At 70.5% G+C, this 18,132-nt stretch carries 15 protein-coding genes; 9 read left to right on the forward strand and 6 right to left on the reverse strand.

Annotated elements, in window-relative coordinates; genetic code table 11:
- Positions 1-58: 58 nt before the first annotated feature.
- On the forward strand, positions 59-1,006 hold the full coding sequence (locus IE277_RS00270; RefSeq protein ID WP_189947282.1) for a hypothetical protein: 948 nt from the start codon (positions 59-61) through the stop codon (positions 1,004-1,006).
- Positions 1,007-1,120: 114 nt separating this feature from the next.
- Here the strand turns inward: IE277_RS00270 and IE277_RS00275 are convergent, their stop codons facing one another.
- The gene (locus IE277_RS00275; RefSeq protein ID WP_189947284.1) at positions 1,121-1,549 is read right to left on the reverse strand and encodes a Rieske (2Fe-2S) protein; all 429 of its coding nucleotides are present in this window, start codon (positions 1,547-1,549) and stop codon (positions 1,121-1,123) included.
- Between the two features lie 243 nt (positions 1,550-1,792).
- On the opposite strand from IE277_RS00275, the gene IE277_RS00280 reads away from it, so the two are divergent.
- Both IE277_RS00280 and IE277_RS00285 read left to right on the forward strand, forming a co-directional pair.
- Entirely contained in the window at positions 1,793-2,923 is a 1,131-nt protein-coding gene (locus IE277_RS00280; protein ID WP_189947286.1) for a LacI family DNA-binding transcriptional regulator, read from the forward strand.
- Entirely contained in the window at positions 2,920-3,831 is a 912-nt protein-coding gene (locus tag IE277_RS00285; protein WP_189947288.1) for a carbohydrate kinase family protein, read from the forward strand. The genes IE277_RS00280 and IE277_RS00285 overlap by 4 nt, the downstream gene beginning before the upstream one ends.
- A gap of 148 nt (positions 3,832-3,979) precedes the next feature.
- On the opposite strand, the gene uvrA is transcribed toward IE277_RS00285, so the two are convergent.
- Positions 3,980-7,006, reverse strand: coding sequence for an excinuclease ABC subunit UvrA (gene uvrA, locus IE277_RS00290; protein WP_189947290.1), 3,027 nt, complete (start codon positions 7,004-7,006; stop codon positions 3,980-3,982).
- Between the two features lie 224 nt (positions 7,007-7,230).
- Here uvrA and IE277_RS00295 point away from each other — a divergent pair, with 224 nt between their 5' ends.
- The 5 genes from IE277_RS00295 to IE277_RS00315 all read left to right on the forward strand — a co-directional run bounded on the left by IE277_RS00295 (position 7,231) and on the right by IE277_RS00315 (position 11,560).
- A complete protein-coding gene (locus IE277_RS00295; protein WP_189947292.1) occupies positions 7,231-7,917 on the forward strand; it encodes a maleylpyruvate isomerase family mycothiol-dependent enzyme in 687 nt (228 codons plus the stop codon).
- 45 nt (positions 7,918-7,962) lie between these two features.
- Positions 7,963-8,619, forward strand: a complete 657-nt coding sequence (locus IE277_RS00300) for an MBL fold metallo-hydrolase (RefSeq protein ID WP_189947294.1) — start codon at positions 7,963-7,965, stop codon at positions 8,617-8,619.
- A gap of 372 nt (positions 8,620-8,991) precedes the next feature.
- A complete protein-coding gene (locus IE277_RS00305) occupies positions 8,992-9,876 on the forward strand; it encodes an ABC transporter substrate-binding protein (RefSeq protein WP_189947296.1) in 885 nt (294 codons plus the stop codon).
- Complete coding sequence (locus IE277_RS00310; protein ID WP_189947298.1) at positions 9,873-10,805, forward strand: amino acid ABC transporter permease; 933 nt, start codon at positions 9,873-9,875, stop codon at positions 10,803-10,805. The genes IE277_RS00305 and IE277_RS00310 overlap by 4 nt, the downstream gene beginning before the upstream one ends.
- Positions 10,802-11,560 carry an amino acid ABC transporter ATP-binding protein gene (locus IE277_RS00315; RefSeq protein ID WP_189947300.1) on the forward strand — a complete coding sequence of 253 codons (759 nt, stop codon included), beginning with the start codon at positions 10,802-10,804 and terminating at the stop codon, positions 11,558-11,560. Before IE277_RS00310 ends, IE277_RS00315 begins: the two co-directional genes overlap by 4 nt.
- A 58-nt stretch (positions 11,561-11,618) precedes the next feature.
- Here the strand turns inward: IE277_RS00315 and aroQ are convergent, their stop codons facing one another.
- Positions 11,619-12,092, reverse strand: coding sequence for a type II 3-dehydroquinate dehydratase (gene aroQ, locus IE277_RS00320; RefSeq protein ID WP_189947302.1), 474 nt, complete (start codon positions 12,090-12,092; stop codon positions 11,619-11,621).
- Positions 12,093-12,302: 210 nt separating this feature from the next.
- Here aroQ and IE277_RS00325 point away from each other — a divergent pair, with 210 nt between their 5' ends.
- Positions 12,303-13,574, forward strand: a complete 1,272-nt coding sequence (locus tag IE277_RS00325) for an MFS transporter (RefSeq protein ID WP_189949134.1) — start codon at positions 12,303-12,305, stop codon at positions 13,572-13,574.
- Between the two features lie 13 nt (positions 13,575-13,587).
- On the opposite strand, the gene IE277_RS00330 is transcribed toward IE277_RS00325, so the two are convergent.
- The 3 genes from IE277_RS00330 to IE277_RS00340 form a co-directional block, all read right to left on the reverse strand.
- Positions 13,588-14,688 (reverse strand): calcium:cation antiporter, encoded by a 1,101-nt coding sequence (locus IE277_RS00330; protein ID WP_189947304.1) that lies wholly within the window; start codon positions 14,686-14,688, stop codon positions 13,588-13,590.
- A gap of 148 nt (positions 14,689-14,836) precedes the next feature.
- Positions 14,837-15,838, reverse strand: a complete 1,002-nt coding sequence (locus IE277_RS00335) for a TerC/Alx family metal homeostasis membrane protein (RefSeq protein WP_189947306.1) — start codon at positions 15,836-15,838, stop codon at positions 14,837-14,839.
- A 220-nt stretch (positions 15,839-16,058) separates the two neighbouring features.
- Positions 16,059-18,107: a TerD family protein gene (locus IE277_RS00340; protein ID WP_189947308.1), complete on the reverse strand. Its 2,049-nt coding sequence runs from the start codon at positions 18,105-18,107 to the stop codon at positions 16,059-16,061.
- Positions 18,108-18,132 lie beyond the last annotated feature (25 nt).

The raw sequence follows: 18,132 nt of genomic DNA on the forward strand, positions 1-18,132 counted from the left end.
ACAGCAGCGCAGACGGTCTGACCAGCCGTAGCGACACTTCACAGAAAGGCGCCCCGGCATGCGGCATGCCACAGAGCACGCGCATCTCCCCACCGCGGAACTGGATACGGCCCTGCGGGGCGGCCCCTTCCATGTGGCGCTGCGCGCCGCGATCGCCGCACGCGGGCTGCCGCTCCAGCGCGTCCAGCACCATCTGTCCCGGCACGGGGTCAAGGTCGGTGTCACCAGCCTGAGTTACTGGCAGCAGGGCGCCCGCCGCCCACAGCGCCCCGAGTCGCTGCGCGCCGTACGGGCACTGGAGGAGATCCTCCAGTTGCCGGACGAGTCGCTGATCCGGCTGCTCGCCGAGGTCGACGACCCTTCGGCGACCTGCCGCCCCGCAGGACGCTCCTACCGTTCTCTGATCGAGGCCTCGGACGTCCTGGACCGGCTCCGGACCGAGCTGGGCTCGTCCCTCGACGGCGGGCTGCACACCCTGGGCCACCACGAATGCGTATGCATCGGCGCCCGGCGCGAGCTGGCGACCCGCGAGGCCCACCACATCGTGCGGGCCCACCTCGACGGCGTCGACCGCTTCGTCGCCGTGCACCACGGCGACCCGGGCTGCCGGCCGCACGACATCAGAGTGCGGGCGCTGGAGAACTGCCGCACGGGACGCGTCCGCTGGGACCGGGAGACCGGCGTGCTCGCGGCGGAGCTGCTCTTCGGCACCCGGCTGCGCTCCGGGGACACCTTCCTCTTCCGGTACGGCATCGAGGACGGCACCGCCGGGCCCTCCCGTGAGTACCTCCACCGCTTCGGCTCGCCAGGCGGCCAGTACGCACTCCAGGTGCGCTTCGACGCGGCCGCGCTGCCGGTCCGCTGCCATCGCTTCACCCAGCACTCGACGGCGGCCCCCCGCAGCGGCCGGCACGAACTGCCGGTCACCGGCCCGCACCGCTGCGTCCATGTGGTCGAGCCTCGGATACGTCCGGGCATCGTCGGCATCGCATGGCAGTGGGAGTGAAGTCGCTGCTGTAGCAGCTCGGTTGAGGCATTCACGCGGACGCGTCGATGCGCGGGCACACGGCCGCCCGGTGGCACGGGGACGGGCGCGCAGCTGGTCCGCGGAGGCCGGCCGTCAGGCGCCCGGACCGGCGATGATCCTGCCGTTCGTGTTCTTCACCGGCAGCTCGGCCAGGGGCTCGGTGGCCGGTGCCTGGACCACCTTGCCCGTCACGGCGTCGAACTGACTGCCGTGGCAGGGACAGATCAGGATCGTGCCCTGCAGCTTGTTGATGGGGCACCCCGCGTGCGTGCAGATCGTGCTGTACGCCTTCAGCTCGCCGCTCCCGTCGCGGCTGACCACCACATTGTGGTCCCGGTAGAGCTTGGCACCGCCCTTCGCCACCTCGCTGTCGGCGCCGAGGTCGACGGGCGCCGTCGGCGTGGCCGCGGCCGCGCCGCCCTGGCCCGGTGCCGAGCAGGCGGCCAGGCCGAGCCCGGCGACCGGGGTCACGGCGGCCCCTCGAAGGAGGGTACGACGGCTCGCGGAGGGTCGGGCAGGCATCTGGAACTCCACTGCTCAAGGGGTGTGCGGAGCGACGATACCCGGGCAGAAGGGTCGGCCCCGGGCCGGGGTGCCGACCACGGTGCAGGGGTGCCGGGGAGCAGCAGCGTGGGGGCGAGGCGGTGCCGCTGGAAAGCTGTCGGGTGGACGTAAACGCTTACGCAAACGTTTACGCCGAGGCGGCCGATGGGATACCGTCCCGGCCGAAAGGCTGCGCTCGATCGGTTCCGGGAGGGAGTCACGATGCCCACCATGGCCGATGTCGCGCGCAGCGCGGGGGTCTCCGTGGCGACCGTCTCCCATGTCCTGAACGGCACACGCCCGGTGTCGCCCCACACTCGCCAGGCGGTGCTGGATGCCGTCGACGCCCTCGGCTACACCCCCAACACCCTGGCCCGCTCCCTGGTGACCTCCCGCACCCGCTCCATCGGGCTGGCGGTGTCGGCGATCAGCAACCCCTACTTCACGGAGATCCTCCAGGGCGTCGAGGCCGCCGCTCTGCACGCCGGCTACAGCCTGCTCATCGCGGACCCCCACGACGACCCCGGGCACGAACGCAAGGTCGTACAGCTCCTCCATGAACGACGGGTGGACGGCATGATCGTCGCGCCTTCCGCACACCCGCAGGACCTGGTCGGCTATCTGCGCCGCCACGCCGTACCGACCGTGTTCCTGGACCGGGTGATCGATGCGGGCGTGAGGGACGGCACCGCGGCCGGTGGTCCGGCGGGCGCCGCCCCCGGCGAGGCCGTGCCCTGGTACGACCAGGTCTGCGCCGAGAGCGCCGGACCGACCGCCCGGCTCGTCACCCACCTCGCCGAGCTGGGCCACCGCCGGATCGGTCTGGTCGCGGGTCTGCCGGGGCTCAGTACCACCGGTGAGCGGGTGGCCGGCTACCGGGACGGCCTGGCCATCGCCGGCCTGGCCCACGACGAGCGGCTTCTGGTGTCGGGGCACTCCGAGTCCGCGGGTGCCGAGCAGGCCACGGCCGCCCTGCTCGCCCTGCAGGACCCGCCCACGGCACTGGTCACCGCGAACAATGCGATGACCATCGGCGCCCTGCGCGCCCTGCGCCGGCACGGCCTGTCCGTTCCGAGCGACATCGCCCTGTGCTGCTTCGACGACTTCGCCTGGGCCGACCTGTTCTCCCCTCGGCTCACCGCGATCGCCCAGCCCAGCCGGGAACTCGGCGCGCAGGCCGTCCAGGTGCTCCTGGACCGCCTCGACGAGCCATGCCGGCCGACCCGGACGGTGCGGCTGCCCTGCGCGTTCGTCCATCGCACATCCTGCGGGTGCCCGGAAGAGCCGGGAGCGCCCGAGGAGCCCGAGAGCACCGCATCATCCACGCAGCCGCAGAAGGGAACCGCCTCGTGATCGTCGTCGCCGGTGAAGCACTGATCGATCTGGTACCGCAGCGCTCCGGCGCCCTCGCGGATCTGAAGCCGGCGCTCGGCGGCGGCCCGTACAACACCGCCGTGGCCCTCGGTCGGCTCGGCTCCCGCACCTCGTTCTGTTCCCGGACATCGCGCGACGCGTTCGGCGAGGCCCTGCTCGACGGGCTGCGACGAGCAGGGGTGGAGGTGTCCGGTGTGCAGCGCGGGACGGAGCCGACGACCCTGGCGGTGGCCACGATCGACGGCAGCGGCTCGGCCGCCTACTCCTTCTATGTCGAAGGCACCGCCGACCGGCTGTTCACCGCCCCCGCCACACTCCCCGCCGGCACGCGCGCGGTGTCCTTCGGTACCTGCTCGCTCGTCCTGGAACCGGGGGCGAGCGCCTATGAGGAGCTGATGCGCACAGCCGCGCGTCAGGGGCTGTTCACCGCGCTCGACCCCAACATCCGGGCGGGGCTGATCCCGGACGCGGACGCCTACCGGGCGCGTTTCAAGAGCTGGCTGCCCTCGGTGACGCTGCTGAAGCTCTCCGCGGAGGACGCCGAGTGGCTGGGCGGCACCCCTCAGGAGTGGCTGGCCGCGGGACCGGCGGCCGTCGTGGTGACCCGGGGCGGGGAGGGACTGACCGTGTTCACCCAGGACCGCGCGGAGTACTCCGTGCCGGGTGAGAAGGTCGCCGTGGTGGACACCATCGGCGCCGGTGACACGGTGAACGCGGCCCTGCTGCATGGGCTTTCCGCCCTGGACGCGCTGTCCGCGGACGCGCTCACCGCCCTCGGGACACAGGGCTGGACGCGGCTGCTGCGCTTCGCGGCACGCGCGGCGGCGATCACGTGCTCGCGGGCGGGGGCGGAGCCGCCGTACGCAGCCGAGCTGGGTGCGTGGTGAACGGTCTTTCTTCCCTGTGCTGTTGACAAGGTGCAGCCGGAACCGCGGTGTGCCGTGACTTGTCCGTCCGCAGAACCGGGGCGTCTGAGGTGGAACGAGCGGCGCCCCACGGGGAGTTCCCGCGGGGCGCCGCTTTTCTGGTGGTGTGTCAGGCCTTGCGTGTCCGCGTCGTCTTCTTCGCGGGCGTCGCCTTCTTGGTGGGCGTGGCGGCCTTCTTGGTCGCCGTGTTGTTGGCCTTGGCCGTCACCGTCTTCTTCGCCGCCGTCTTCGCCGCGGCCGTCTTCCTGGCCGTGGTGGCACGCGGCGCCTTCACCGGCTCCGCGTCGCTGATGCGGTCGGCGCCGAGGATCTCGCGCAGGAACTTGCCGGTGTGGCTGGCCGGGACCCCGGCGACCTCCTCGGGCGTGCCCTCGGCGACCACGAGGCCGCCGCCGGCACCGCCCTCCGGACCCATGTCCACGATCCAGTCGGCGGTCTTGATCACGTCGAGGTTGTGCTCGATGACGATGACTGTGTTGCCCTTGTCGACCAGGCCGCCGAGGACCGTCAGCAGCTTGCTGATGTCCTCGAAGTGCAGACCGGTGGTCGGCTCGTCCAGCACATAGACCGTGCGCCCGGTGGACCGCTTCTGCAGTTCGCTGGCCAGCTTCACGCGCTGGGCCTCACCGCCGGAGAGGGTGGTGGCGGACTGGCCGAGGCGGACGTAGCCGAGGCCGACGTCCTTCAGCGTCCTCAGATGCCGGGAGATGGCCGGGACGGCCTCGAAGAAGTCGGTGGCCTCCTCGATCGGCATGTTCAGCACGTCGGCGATGGACTTGCCCTTGTAGTGGACCTCCAGGGTCTCCCGGTTGTACCGGGCTCCGTGGCAGACCTCGCACGGGACGTAGACGTCCGGGAGGAAGTTCATCTCGATCTTGATCGTGCCGTCGCCCGCGCAGTTCTCGCAGCGGCCGCCCTTGACGTTGAAGGAGAAGCGGCCGGGCTGATAGCCACGGACCTTCGCTTCGGTGGTCTCGGCGAACAGCTTGCGGATGTGGTCGAAGACGCCGGTGTACGTCGCCGGGTTGGACCGCGGGGTGCGGCCGATGGGCGACTGGTCGACGTGCACGACCTTGTCGACCAGGTCGTCGCCGTCCACGCGCGTGTGCCGTCCGGGGACGTTCCGCGCGCCGTTCAGCTCGCGGGCCAGGTGGGTGTAGAGGATGTCGTTGACCAGCGTCGACTTGCCGGATCCGGATACGCCTGTGACGGCCGTGAACACTCCCAGCGGGAAGGACACGTCGATGTCCTGGAGGTTGTTCTCGCGGGCGCCGTGCACCGTGAGCCGCCGGGACGGGTCCAGGGGACGGCGGAGGTCCGGAACCGGGATCTCCTTGCGGCCCGAGAGATACGCGCCGGTCTGCGACTCGGTGTTGGCGAGCAGTTCCTTCAGGGAACCGCTGTGCACGACCTTGCCGCCGTGCTCACCGGCGCCGGGGCCGATGTCCACCACCCAGTCGGCGACCTTGATGGTGTCCTCGTCGTGCTCCACGACGATGAGGGTGTTGCCCATGTCGCGCAGCCGGACCAGGGTCTCGATCAGCCGGTGGTTGTCCCGCTGGTGCAGTCCGATGGACGGCTCGTCGAGGACATAGAGCACGCCGACGAGGCCGGAGCCGATCTGGGTGGCCAGGCGGATGCGCTGGGCCTCGCCGCCGGAGAGCGTGCCGGCCGCTCGGTTCAGCGAGAGGTAGTCCAGGCCGACGTCGACCAGGAAGCGAAGTCGTTCATTGACCTCCTTCAGGACCCGCTCGGCGATCTTCTTGTCACGGGCGTTCAGCTGAAGCCGGCCCAGGAAGTCCGCGCAGTCGCTGATCGACATCCCGGAGACCTCGGCGATCGACTTCTCCATGATCGTGACCGCGAGGACGATCGGCTTCAGACGCGTGCCTTCACAGGAGGGGCAGGGCACCTCGCGCATATAGCCCTCGAAGCGCTCACGGCTGGCGTCGCTCTCGGCCTCGCTGTGCCGGCGCTTCACGAAGGGCAGCGCACCCTCGAAGGGCGTGGTGTACACGCGCTCGCGACCGTACCGGTTGCGGTAGCGGACCTCGATCTGGGTCTTGTGGCCGTAGAGCAGGGCCTTCTTCGCGCGCTGGGGCAGCCCCGCGAACGGGATGTCCGTGCGGAAGCCGAGGGCGTCCGCGAGGGCGCCGATCAGGCGGCCGAAGTAGTCCTTGGTGTGTCCGTGCGACCAGGGGTGGATGGCGCCCTCGTCCAGCGACTTGTCCGGGTCCGGGACGAGCAGCTCCGGGTCGACCTCCATACGCGTGCCGATGCCGGTGCACTCGGGGCAGGCGCCGAAGGGCGAGTTGAAGGAGAAGGAGCGGGGCTCCAGCTCCTCGAAGGACAGGTCGTCGTACGCGCAGTAGAGGTGCTCGGAGTACATGCGCTCGCGCTCGGGGTCGTCCTCGGGGAGGTCGACGAAGTCGAGCACGATCATGCCGCCGGACAGACCGAGGGCGGTCTCCACGGAGTCGGTGAGGCGGCGCTTGGCGGAGCCCTTGACCGTGAGGCGGTCGACGACCACCTCGATGGTGTGCTTCTCCTGCTTCTTCAGCGTCGGCGGGTCGGAGAGCTGGATCGTCTCGCCGTCCACGCGCGCGCGGGAGTAGCCCTTGGTCTGGAGGTCGGCGAAGAGGTCGACGAACTCACCCTTGCGCTCGCGCACCAGCGGCGACAGCACCTGGAAGCGGCTCCCCTCCGGCAGCTCCAGCACCTTGTCGACGATGGCCTGCGGCGACTGGCGCGAGATGGGGCGGCCGCACTCGGGGCAGTGCGGCTTGCCGATGCGCGCGAAGAGCAGACGCAGATAGTCGTAGACCTCGGTGATGGTGCCGACCGTCGAGCGCGGGTTGCGCGAGGTCGACTTCTGGTCGATGGACACCGCCGGGGACAGGCCCTCGATGAAGTCGACGTCCGGCTTGTCCATCTGGCCGAGGAACTGCCGGGCGTACGAGGAGAGCGACTCCACGTAGCGGCGCTGGCCCTCCGCGAAGATCGTGTCGAAGGCCAGGGAGGACTTGCCCGACCCGGACAGGCCCGTGAAGACGATGAGCGAGTCACGAGGCAGGTCGAGCGAGACATTCTTCAGGTTGTGCTCGCGCGCGCCACGGACGATGAGACGGTCGGCCACGCCGGTCCGCACCTTTCTTGAGAGAAGTGACAGGGGCGGGGCCCCCGTGCTTTTTCAGACTAGGGGGAGCCACTGACAACGCCGGTCGGATTGCCCGGTTGCATAACAACCCGCAGCCATCCAGCATGCCCGACGCCGCCTCCGACGATATAGCACGTGCTTTCGATTAGCGGGCGAGGTTCACCACCTTCACCCAAAGGTGTGGCGGGGCTAGTGTCAGGCCCATGATTGATCACGCTCATGACCTGGCATGTGTACGTGACGCGACCGAACGGCTCCTCAACGCGGTCGCCGACCTGGACAACGCCTCTCTCTCCGAGCCGTCACGGCTCCCGGGCTGGACCCGCGGACACGTCGTCGCCCATCTCGCCCGCAACGCGGACGCGCTCGTGAACGTTCTCGAGGGCCGCCCCATGTACGCGAGCACCGAGGTCCGCGACGCCGACATCGAGCGGGACGCCCCCCGTCCCCTCGACGCCCAGCTCGCCGACCTGCGCGAGAGCGCTGCCCGCTTCCAGGCGGCCGGCGCCGCGCCAGCGGACTGGACGCGCACGGTGGAACTGCGCAACGGGGTCACCGACTCCGCGTCCCGGGTGCCGTTCCGGCGGTGGGCCGAGGTCGCGCTGCACCATGTGGATCTCGGCATCGGGTACGACCTGGAGGATCTTCCGGCGGAATTCGCGGAGCGGGAGATCGACTTCCTGGCGGACCGCTTCGCCGGGCACAAGGAGGTGCCCTCGACCGGCCTGGCCGCAGGCGACGGGCGGACCTGGACCACGGGCGGCGGCGCGGAGGGCGGACCGGTCGCGGTCGAGGGTACGGCCGCCGACCTCCTCGGCTGGCTCGCCGGACGGCGCGACGGCTCCGCCCTGACCACGAACGGCCCGCTGCCGAAGCTGCCTCCGTTGTAGGCCGTCGACGGTCCGCGGGCCCCTCCCCGCTATAGGCTGATCGCCATGACGTACACCGGAGAGGTCAAGGTCGGCGGACCGGCGGATGTGCACGAGCTGAAAGACCTGATGATCACGAAGATCGCGGTCGGCCCGATGGACAACAACGCCTATCTGCTGCGCTGCCGGGCCACCGACGAGCAGCTCCTGATCGACGCCGCCAACGAGGCGGGGACGCTCCTCGGCATGATCGGTGACGACGGCATCGCGTCCGTCGTCACCACGCATCAACACGGCGACCACTGGCAGGCGCTCGCCGAGGTCGTCGCCGCCACGGGCGCGCGGACGTACGCCGGCCGGGAGGACGCCCCGGGCATCCCGGTGCCCACGGATGTTCCGGTGAGCGACGGCGACGTCATCACGGTGGGGCGGGTGGAGCTCACCGCGCGGCATCTCGTCGGGCACACCCCGGGTTCGATCGCGCTGGTCTACGACGATCCGCACGGCCACCCGCACGTCTTCACCGGCGACTGTCTCTTCCCGGGCGGCGTCGGCAACACGCGCAAGGATCCGAAGGCCTTCGCCAGCCTGATCCACGACGTGGAGACGAAGATCTTCGACATGCTGCCCGATGAGACCTGGGTGTACCCCGGACACGGCAACGACACGACTCTGGGCGCGGAGCGGCCGCATCTGCCGGAGTGGCACGCGCGCGGGTGGTGAGCGCCGGGCGCGGACAGCGGGTGCCGGGCGCGGGTGGTGAACGTCGGCACGCGTGGCGAGCGCTGGGCGTGGGGGGCGGATACCGAGCGCGTCTTTCATCGCGCGCGCCCCGTGCGAAGGTTTCACACACGCTGGGGGCGCGTGCGCGCTCCCGGCGCGCCGTCTCACGTAGTCAACTGGGAGCAGCCCCGCAGAGGATGACGGCTCCTGTGCGGTAGGGCCGCCGGTCCCCAACCCGCCCTCGGCCGGCGGCCCTGGCCAAAGACCCCCACGGTGCACAGCGTTCACACGACTGCAACACCCGCTCCCAGTATTCGGACAGTTACGGTCGTGACCTGGACAAACGTTGGGGTCCGCTGCCAATCTCCCGCCATGTACCTTGCCCCTCGCACCCTGCGTCGTGCGCTGGCCGCCGCCACCGTAGCCCTGCTCGCCACCGCTGTCGGCTGCGCTCCGCAGCCCGAGGACAAAGCGTCGGCCGCCCCGTCCGGCTCAGCCGCGAAGAGCTGCGCCCAGGGCAAGTTGGCCACCAGGACATCCGGAAAGCTGACGATCGCGACGGACGAACCGGCGTACGAGCCCTGGTTCAAGGACGGCAAGCCCGCGAACGGCAAGGGCTTCGAGTCGGCGGTCGCCTACGCCGTGGCCCGGCAGCTGGGCTACGACAAGAGCGCGGTCGTCTGGCAGAGCGTGCCGTTCAACAAGGCGTTCGCGCCCGGTGTGAAGACCTTCGACTTCGACATCAACCAGGTGTCGATCAGCACCGAGCGCAAGAAGGCCGTCGATTTCTCGTCCGGCTACTACGACGTGCGTCAGGCTGTCATCGCGCTGAAGGGAAGCAAGGCCGCCAAGGCGACGAGCATCGCGGCTCTGAAGGACCTCAAGCTGGGGGCCCAAGTGGGCACCACCAGCCTCGACTACATCTCCGATGTGGTGAAGCCGAAGCAGGAGGCCGCCGTCTACGGCAAGAACGACCAGGCCAAGTCGGCGCTGAAGAACGGTCAGGTCGATGCCATCGTCGTCGATCTGCCGACCGCGTTCTACATCACCTCGGCCGAGGTGACGAACGCCAGGATCGTCGGCCAGTTCGAGAACCAGGGCGGCGCGCCCGAGCAGTTCGGGCTGGTGCTGGACAAGGGCAGCGCGCTGACGTCGTGCGTGAGCGGCGCCGTGGACGCCCTGCGCAAGGACGGGACGCTGGCCAGGCTGGAGAAGCAGTGGCTCTCCGACGCCGTCGACGCTCCGGTGCTCAAGTGACGCTCGCCAAGGACGATTCGGCCCGTGAGGAGGCCGACGCCGGAACCGGCATGACCGGCGGCGCCGACGACGGCGTCACCGGTGAGGGCTACGCGCCCTCCGCGCGGCGGCTGGAACGCGAGCGCTACAGACGCGCGCGTGCCCGCCGAGCCACGGCCATCGCGGCACTGTCGACCTTGGCCACGGCAGTCGTGCTGTATCTGGTCGTGGTCAACGCGCCGGGCTGGCCGCGCACCAAGGAGACGTTCTTCAGCGCGCAGTACGCGCGCGAGGCGCTGCCGAAGGTCCTCGAAGGGCTGTGGCTGAACATCCGCCTGCTCGCGGTCTGCGGGGTCGCCGTCCTGGTCCTCGGCATGCTGATCGCGATCGCGCGCACCCTGCGCGGACCGGTGTTCTTCCCGTTGCGGGTGCTGGCCGCGGCGTACACCGACTTCTTCCGCGGCCTGCCGCTGATCATCAACCTCATGATCGTGGTCCTGGGCGTACCGGCGCTGCGGCTGCAGGGCGTGACCGTCGATCCGGTGCTCCTCGGCGGCACGGCGCTGACTCTGACGTACTCGGCGTACGTGGCCGAGGTGTTCCGGGCCGGCATCGAGTCGATCCACCCCTCGCAGCGCGCCGCCGCCCGCTCACTGGGCCTGACCAACCGCCAGGCCCTGCGCTACGTCGTCCTCCCCCAGGCGGTACGGCGTCAGGTGCCGCCGCTGCTGAACGACCTGGTGTCGCTACAGAAGGACACCGGTCTGGTGTCGATCGGCGGCGCGGTGGACGCCGTGCGGGCCGCCGACATCATCGTGGGCCGCAGTCTGAACTACACGCCGTACATCGTCGCGGGGCTGGTGTTCGTGGCGCTGACCATTCCGATGACCCGCTTCACGGACTGGGTGACGGCCCGGATGGACCGGCGGGCCCAGGGAGGATCGCTATGAACGGCACGGACGCGCCCGTCCTGCGTCTGGAGTCCGTCCGCAAGACCTTCGGCGGCTCCGTCGTGCTGCGGGACGTCGATCTGGAGGTCGCCCCGCACACGGTGACCGCGCTGATCGGCGCGTCCGGCTCGGGCAAGTCCACGCTGCTGCGCTGCGCCAACCTTCTGGAGGAGATCGACGACGGTGCGATCTGGCTGGACGGCGAGGAGATCACCGATCCCCGTGCCGACCAGGACGCGGTGCGGCGACGGATCGGTGTGGTCTTCCAGGCGTACAACCTCTTCCCGCACATGAGCGTGCTGGACAACATCACGCTGGCGCCGCGCCGGGTGCACGGCGTCTCGCGCGCGGAGGCCGAGGAACGGGCCAGGGAGCTGCTGGAGCGCCTCGGACTGGGTGCCAGGGCGGATGCCTACCCGGACCGGCTCAGCGGCGGCCAGCAGCAGCGTGTGGCGATCGTACGAGCGCTTGCCGTGCGCCCCCGGTTGTTGCTGCTGGACGAGATCACGGCCGCGCTCGATCCCGAACTCGTGGGCGAGGTGCTGGAGGTGGTCCGGGGCCTGAAGGACGACGGCATGACCATGGTGCTGGCGACCCACGAGATGGGCTTCGCGCGGGACGTCGCCGACCAGGTCTGTTTTCTCGACGGGGGCGTCGTCCTGGAGCGCGGCACCGCCGAACAGGTCTTCGGCGATCCGCAGCAGGAGCGCACGCGGCGCTTCCTGCGGCGGATCGTGGAGGCGGGCCGGTTGTAGCCGGACGCGAGCTCGGCCGCCGCCTGCCTCTAGGCGTCGGCCGCGCCACCGGTTGTACCTACGCGTCGGCCCGCGCCGCGCCCACCAGGGCGGCCACGCGCTCCACGCCGAACACATAGCCCTGCACTCCGCAGCCGGCGATCACGCCGTCGGCGCGCAGTGAGACGTAGGAGTGGTGCCGGAACGCTTCGCGCTGGTGGATGTTGGAGATGTGCACTTCCACCACGGGCATGCCGTCACAGGTGTTGAGTGCATCCAGAATCGCGACCGACGTGTGGGAGTAGGCGGCGGGGTTGATGACGATGCCGCAGTGGTTCAGGCGCGCCTCGTGGATCCAGTCGACCAGTTCGCCCTCGTGGTTGGACTGCCGGAGGTCCACCGTGCCGCCGTGCGCGGCCGCGGCCCTGGCGCACAGCGCCTCGATGTCGGCCAAAGTGTCCCTGCCGTAGATCTCGGGCTGGCGCTGGCCGAGCAGGTTCAGGTTGGGCCCGTTGAGGATCATGATCGGGGCGTTGGCCAGGGTGCGGGGCACGTTTCCTCCGGTCCGTTGGGGGCGGTACGCCGACGACCGCCGCTCGCACCCGGTCTATCACGGTGGCCGGAGCGGACGACGAGCCGCGCACGCCGTCGCCTCGGCGCACACTCCGGTCGCTTCGTCACCTCTACACGCCCCCCGTAACCCGTGATCACCGTGGGTAGTTGACGCTGCATGGAACCTGCACGCACCGTGAGCCCACCGTCGATGCTGCGGCTCGCTGCGGCCTCCCTGGCGGGGACCGCGATCGAGTTCTACGACTTCTTCGTCTACGGCACAGCGGCCGCCCTGGTCCTGGGGCCGCTGTTCTTCCCGACGTTCTCGCCGCTCGCGGGGACGCTTGCGGCGTTCGTGACGTTCGGGGCGGGGTTCCTGGCCCGTCCGCTGGGCTCGGTGTTGTTCGGGCACATCGGCGACCGGCGCGGCCGGCGACCGGTGCTGGTTCTCTCGCTGCTGCTCACGGGCGCCTCGACGGTCGCGGTGGGCTGCCTGCCGTCGTACGGGTCGATCGGTGTGGCCGCGCCCGCGCTGCTGCTCGTCCTGCGCTTCCTGCAGGGTCTCGGCCTCGGTGGCGAGTGGGGCGGGGCGGTGCTGCTGACCGCCGAGCACGCGCCACCCGGGCGACGCGCTCTGTGGTCCAGCTTTCCGCAGGTGGGACCCGCGCTCGGATTCGTGCTCGCCAACGGAGTGATGCTCGCGCTGTCGGCGGGGCTGTCCGACGCGGAGTTCGCCGCGTGGGGGTGGCGGGTGCCGTTCTGGGGGGCGGGAGTGCTGGCGCTGTCCGGGCTGTGGCTGCGCTCGTCACTCGCCGAGAGTCCTCGGTTTCTGGAGATCGACGACTTCGCGCGCGTGCCGTTCGTCGAGGTCGTACGGCATCACGGACGGCTGGTGCTGCTGACGGCGGGGGCGCTGGCCGCGGGGTACGCGGTCTTCTACGCGGTGACGACCTGGTCGCTGGCGTACGCGACGGAGCGGCTCGGGGTGAGCCGGACGGTGATGCTGACCTGTGTCATGGCCGCGGTGGTGGTGAAGGCCTCTCTCACACCGTTCATGGCCGTGCTCGGCGATCGCTACGGCCGTCGGCCGATGTGTCTGACGGGGTGTGCGGCCTGTTGTCTGTGGATGCTCCCGATGGTCGCGCTGCTGGCCACCGGCCAGCCGCTGCTGATGTTCCTCGGCATCCTGGGCGCCCTGATCTCCTTCATCACCATGTTCGCGGTGATCGCCGCCTATCTGCCGGAGCTCTATGAGGCGCGGGTGCGCTGCACGGGCGCCGCGGTGGGCTACAACCTCGGCGGAGTCGTGGGTGGCGCCCTCACCCCGATCGTGGCCACGGCACTCGCGGAACACAGCGGGCGGGTCCCCTGGAGCGTGGGCGTCTACCTCACGGGCGTCGCGCTGTTCAGCCTCGCCTGCTTCGCCCTGCTGCCCGAGACCCGCCCGGTGCCCGCACCGGCGGTGGAACCGGCGACGGGCTGACCGGACCGGGCGGCTACGGGTTGATCGCCAGTTCCAGGTAGGCCGCGAAGATCACCAGATGGACTCCGCCCTGCAGGGGTGTGGCCCGTCCCGGGACGACCGTCAGGGAGCTGACGACGACGGTGAGCGCGAGCAGCAGCATGTGCGTCGAACTGAGGCCGAGGACCAGCGGTCCGGACAGCCAGACGGAGGCGAGTGCGACGGCCGGGATGGTCAGGCCGATGCTGGCCATGGCCGAGCCGAGTGCGAGGTTGAGGCTGGTCTGCACCCGGTCGCGGCGTGCGGAGCGCAGCGCGGCGATCGTCTCCGGCAGCAGGACGAGCAGGGCGATGATCACACCGACGACGGCGTGGTGCAGGCCGGCCGCTTCAACTCCCGACTCGATGGTGGGCGACACTCCCTTGGCCAGGCCGACCACGCCGATCAGGGCCAGGCCGAGCAGGCCGAGGCTGATCCAGGCGGTGCGCGCGGAGGGCGGTACGGCGTGGTCGTCGGCCGTGATGACCTCGCCCTGCCGGGTGATCGGCAGGAAGTAGTCCCGGTGGCGCACGGTCTGGGTGGCCACGAACAGGCCGTACAGGATCAGTGAGGTCAGTGCGGCGAAGGTCAGCTGCACCGAGGAGAACTCGGGTCCGGGTTTGCTGGTGGTGAAGGTCGGCAGGACCAGGCTGAGCGTGGCGAGCGTCGCGACGGTCGCCAGGGCGGCGCCGGTGCCCTCGGGATTGAAGACCGCGGTGCCGTGCCGCAGGGAGGCGGCGAGCAGGCAGACGCCGACGATGCCGTTGCAGGTGATCATCACGGCGGCGAAGACGGTGTCCCTGGCGAGCGTGGAACTCTTGTCACCGCCGTCGGCCATGAGGGTGACGATCAGGGCCACTTCGATGATCGTGACGGCGATGGCGAGCACCAGCGAGCCGAAGGGCTCGCCCACGCGGTGGGCGACGACCTCGGCGTGGTGCACCGCCGCGAGGACGGAGCCGGCGAGCACCAGGGTCACCAGGGCGACGACCGCGCCCGGCAGGTCACGGCCCCAGGTGAAGGCCAGGAGGACGACCGCGAGGCCGGGCACGAGGAACGTCCATTGCCGGGTGAGCGACCGAAGCCGAGTGATCATGCCGCGATGGTCGCAGAGAGGTACAGGATTCGCATTCCGTTCTTTTCGGATACCTTGCGTCCTTTCTGCGGCGGGGCCGGGCCCCGCGGAAGCGGGTACGCACTGCGCGTAACCGCTCCCGCCGGGGCCGTGCCGCTCGCCGGCTCGGTCAGACGTCGACGCTGCCCTTCGAGGCGGCCTCGTCGCCGGTGCGCGCCGCCTCGACGGCGGCCTGCTTCTTGCCGGCCATCAGGCTGGTGATGGTGGTGACGACCAGGACGGCACAGATCACGCCGAGCGAGACCGGGATGCTGATCTCGGGGACGTGGACGCCGGACTCGTGCAGGGCGTGCAGCACCAGCTTGACGCCGATGAAGCCGAGGATGATCGACAGGCCGTACGAGAGGTGGACCAGCTTCCTCAGCAGGCCGCCGATGAGGAAGTACAGCTGCCGCAGACCCATGAGGGCGAAGGCGTTGGCGGTGAAGACGATGTACGGGTCCTGGGTCAGACCGAAGATCGCGGGGATGGAGTCCAGGGCGAACAGGACGTCTGTGGTGCCGATGGCGAGCATCACGACGAGCATCGGGGTCATGACCCGCTTGCCGTTCTGCTGGATCCACAGCTTGGTGCCGTGATACCCGTCGGCCACGCCGAACCTGCGCTCCGCCGCCTTCAGCAGCTTGTTCTCCTCGAACTCCTCGTCCTCCTCGTCGGCGCGGGCCTCCTGGATGAGCTTCCAGGCGGTCCAGATCAGGAAGGCGCCGAAGAGGTAGAAGACCCAGGAGAAGCTGGCGAGGATCGCGGCCCCCGCGGCGATGAAGATGGCCCGCAGGACCAGGGCTATGAGCACGCCGACGAGCAGGACGCGCTGCTGGTACTGGGTCGGCACCGCGAACTTCGCCATGATCAGGACGAAGACGAAGAGGTTGTCGACGCTCAGCGACTTCTCGGTGATGAATCCGGCGAAGAACTCACCGGCCGGCTGTCCGCCGCCGAAGACAAGGAGACCGAGGCCGAAGAGTCCGGCCAGGACGATCCAGACGACGGTCCAGATACCGGCTTCCTTGATCGACACCTCATGCGGCTTGCGCCCGATGAAGAAATCGACCGCGATCAGGGCGGCGAGCCCCGCGATGGTCAGGACCCACAGGGTCACGGAAACGTCCACTGCACCTCCGGCATTACATAGCGGCAAACATCAGCGTCGTCGCTGCCGGAGGTCTCTTCCACCCGGGTCGGGCCGACGCCCCGGGACCGGAACCGGTCCGTACTGACGGGTGCGTCGCAGTCAGGGAGTACTCCCCTCCGCACGGAAGACAGTACCTCAATCACCAAGGAAAGGTAAAGGGAAAAGTAAAATAAGGACCAAAGTCCCTGGTCGGTGGCTTTTACCTGTGCTTGGCCAGGGCTCGGGCCACCTCGGTGAGGACCTGGTGCAGGATCTGGCTACCGGCCGGTACCAGCGCGGGTTCATAGATCCAGGCGTGCCCGACCCAGGGGTCGGCGAAGTGGTCGTCGGGGACGGGTGTCAGTCGCATCAGCGAACGCCACAGCGGATCGAGCAGAGGGCCGTAGGCGGCGGCGTCCGCACGGTCCGCCACCAGCAGGAGGTGCACGCCGACGTCGGGCCCCTCGTCGGCCAGATAACGCAGCCGGGTCACCGCCCGGTCGTCGAAACCGTGCGGGAAGTCGTTGACCATCAGCAGCTGCCGGGCGGTGTCGACATCGGCCGGCAGCGACTCGGGCGCGCCGGCGCGCAACGCCATCTGCACCAGGTCGACCCGCCGGGTCAGCCGCTCCAGCAGCTCCGTCACCCCCGCCGCGCCGGTCGCGGGAGGCGCTGCCAGCACGCCGGTCCGCACGAGCGGGCCGAACGCCGTGGCCCCGGCGCCGGCCGGGTCGATGGCCTGCAGGGCGAAGTCCCCCGCCGGATGAATCGCGAGCAGTCGCGCCGCGAGCGCCACCGCCGCCTCCAGAGCCCGGTGCCGTAGCTCGACGGAGTCCGAACCGTCGGCGGTGGGCGCTCCGCTGTCGAGCCACAGGCCGCGCTCAAGCGGCAGCCTGACCAGCAGGGGGATACTCAGCGACGCACTCTCCGGCAGACGGAGGTCGCCGAGGCGCAGGGCCATCGGTGGCTCGTCCGGCACGCGATATCCGTGCCAGACCGGGTTGTCCCAGCGGGCGTAGGCGGGCGGAAGCGCGGGCTCGACCACGTCGGACTCGGCAGTGAGCTGGGCGAGGTCGCGGTCGAGGACCGCGCGCGCCTGGTCCACCAGCTGCGTCCGGCGGGCGCGGGCCGCCTCGCGCGCGGCGTCACCGGCGGTGCCGAGCCGGCCGCGGGGGTCGCTGAGGGCCTGGTCGAGATCCTTTTCCAGACGGGAGTCCGCGAAGTCGACCGCGCTGCGGTACGCGGCCGTCGTCCGCGCCAGGTCCTCGAACATGCCCCAGACCTGGTTGTACAGCCGTTCCTCCATCGACCAGCCCGCGGCGTCGCCCGCGACGGGCTGTGCGGGCCGGTCGTCGGCGGCCGGAGCCTCTGCCGGCGGTGTGCCGTGCGGGCGGCGGCGGGGGTGGGTGTAGTCGACCCGGGCGGCGGGTTCTTGAGCAGTGGTGCCGGGCGCCTGGGCGTCGTACGGGTTCCGCGCGTCGTTCGAGGGCGCCGGCTCCGACCGCTCGGGGGCGTACGAAGGCGGCTGCCTCGTCGCCCCGGAGGCCGGGGTGTCCTGTGGTTCGGACACGTAAAGGTCGTACGGCGGGGCGGGCGGGGTGTCGCGCGTCGTGGCAGCGGGCGCGTCGGCCCGCACGGTCGCGGAGGTGTCGTGCGGGTCGCGAGCCGCAGTGCCGTGCGGTGACGACGGTCCGGGCGGGGTCGACTGTGCGCGGGACGGGCCGTGGGCCGACGCCTCGTGGACGCCGGCCGCGAGGTCGACGGCGTCGGGCAGGCCCCGGTCGGCGAGGAGTGCGGGGAGCCCGGCCGCGTAGCCCTGGCCCATCGCGCGCACCTTCCAGGCGCCCTGTCTGCGGTAGAGCTCCAGGGCGAACACGGCCGTCTCGCTGTCCAGGCCGGTGAGGGTGAAGCAGGCGAGTTCGGCGCCGTCGAGGCCCTCGACGGCGGTGTGCGGGGAGGCGACGGCACCGAACCGGAGCGGTCCTTCGGCCCCGGTGGGCAGAGCGAGGAAGACATCGACGCGGTGCACGGCCTCGGGCAGCGCGCCCAGGTCGACCGCCAGCCGGTGTTCGCCGGCGGCCTGCCGGGGCACCTCTATGCCGGGCAGAGCGGGGGCGCCGGGATGAACCACCCACTGGGCGCCGTGCACCGTGCCGTTCTCGTCGCCGAGCGTGGCTCCGGCCAGGACCGGTACCCCGGCCGAGATCCGGATCACCAGCCGGTTCTGGGACAGCGGGTGGTTCTGCCCCCGCACCAGCTCGGCCGTCATCGCCGTCGCCCCCCTGTGTCGTTGT

The sequence above is a fragment of the Streptomyces alanosinicus genome (assembly GCF_014650595.1).
Classification (GTDB): domain Bacteria; phylum Actinomycetota; class Actinomycetes; order Streptomycetales; family Streptomycetaceae; genus Streptomyces; species Streptomyces alanosinicus.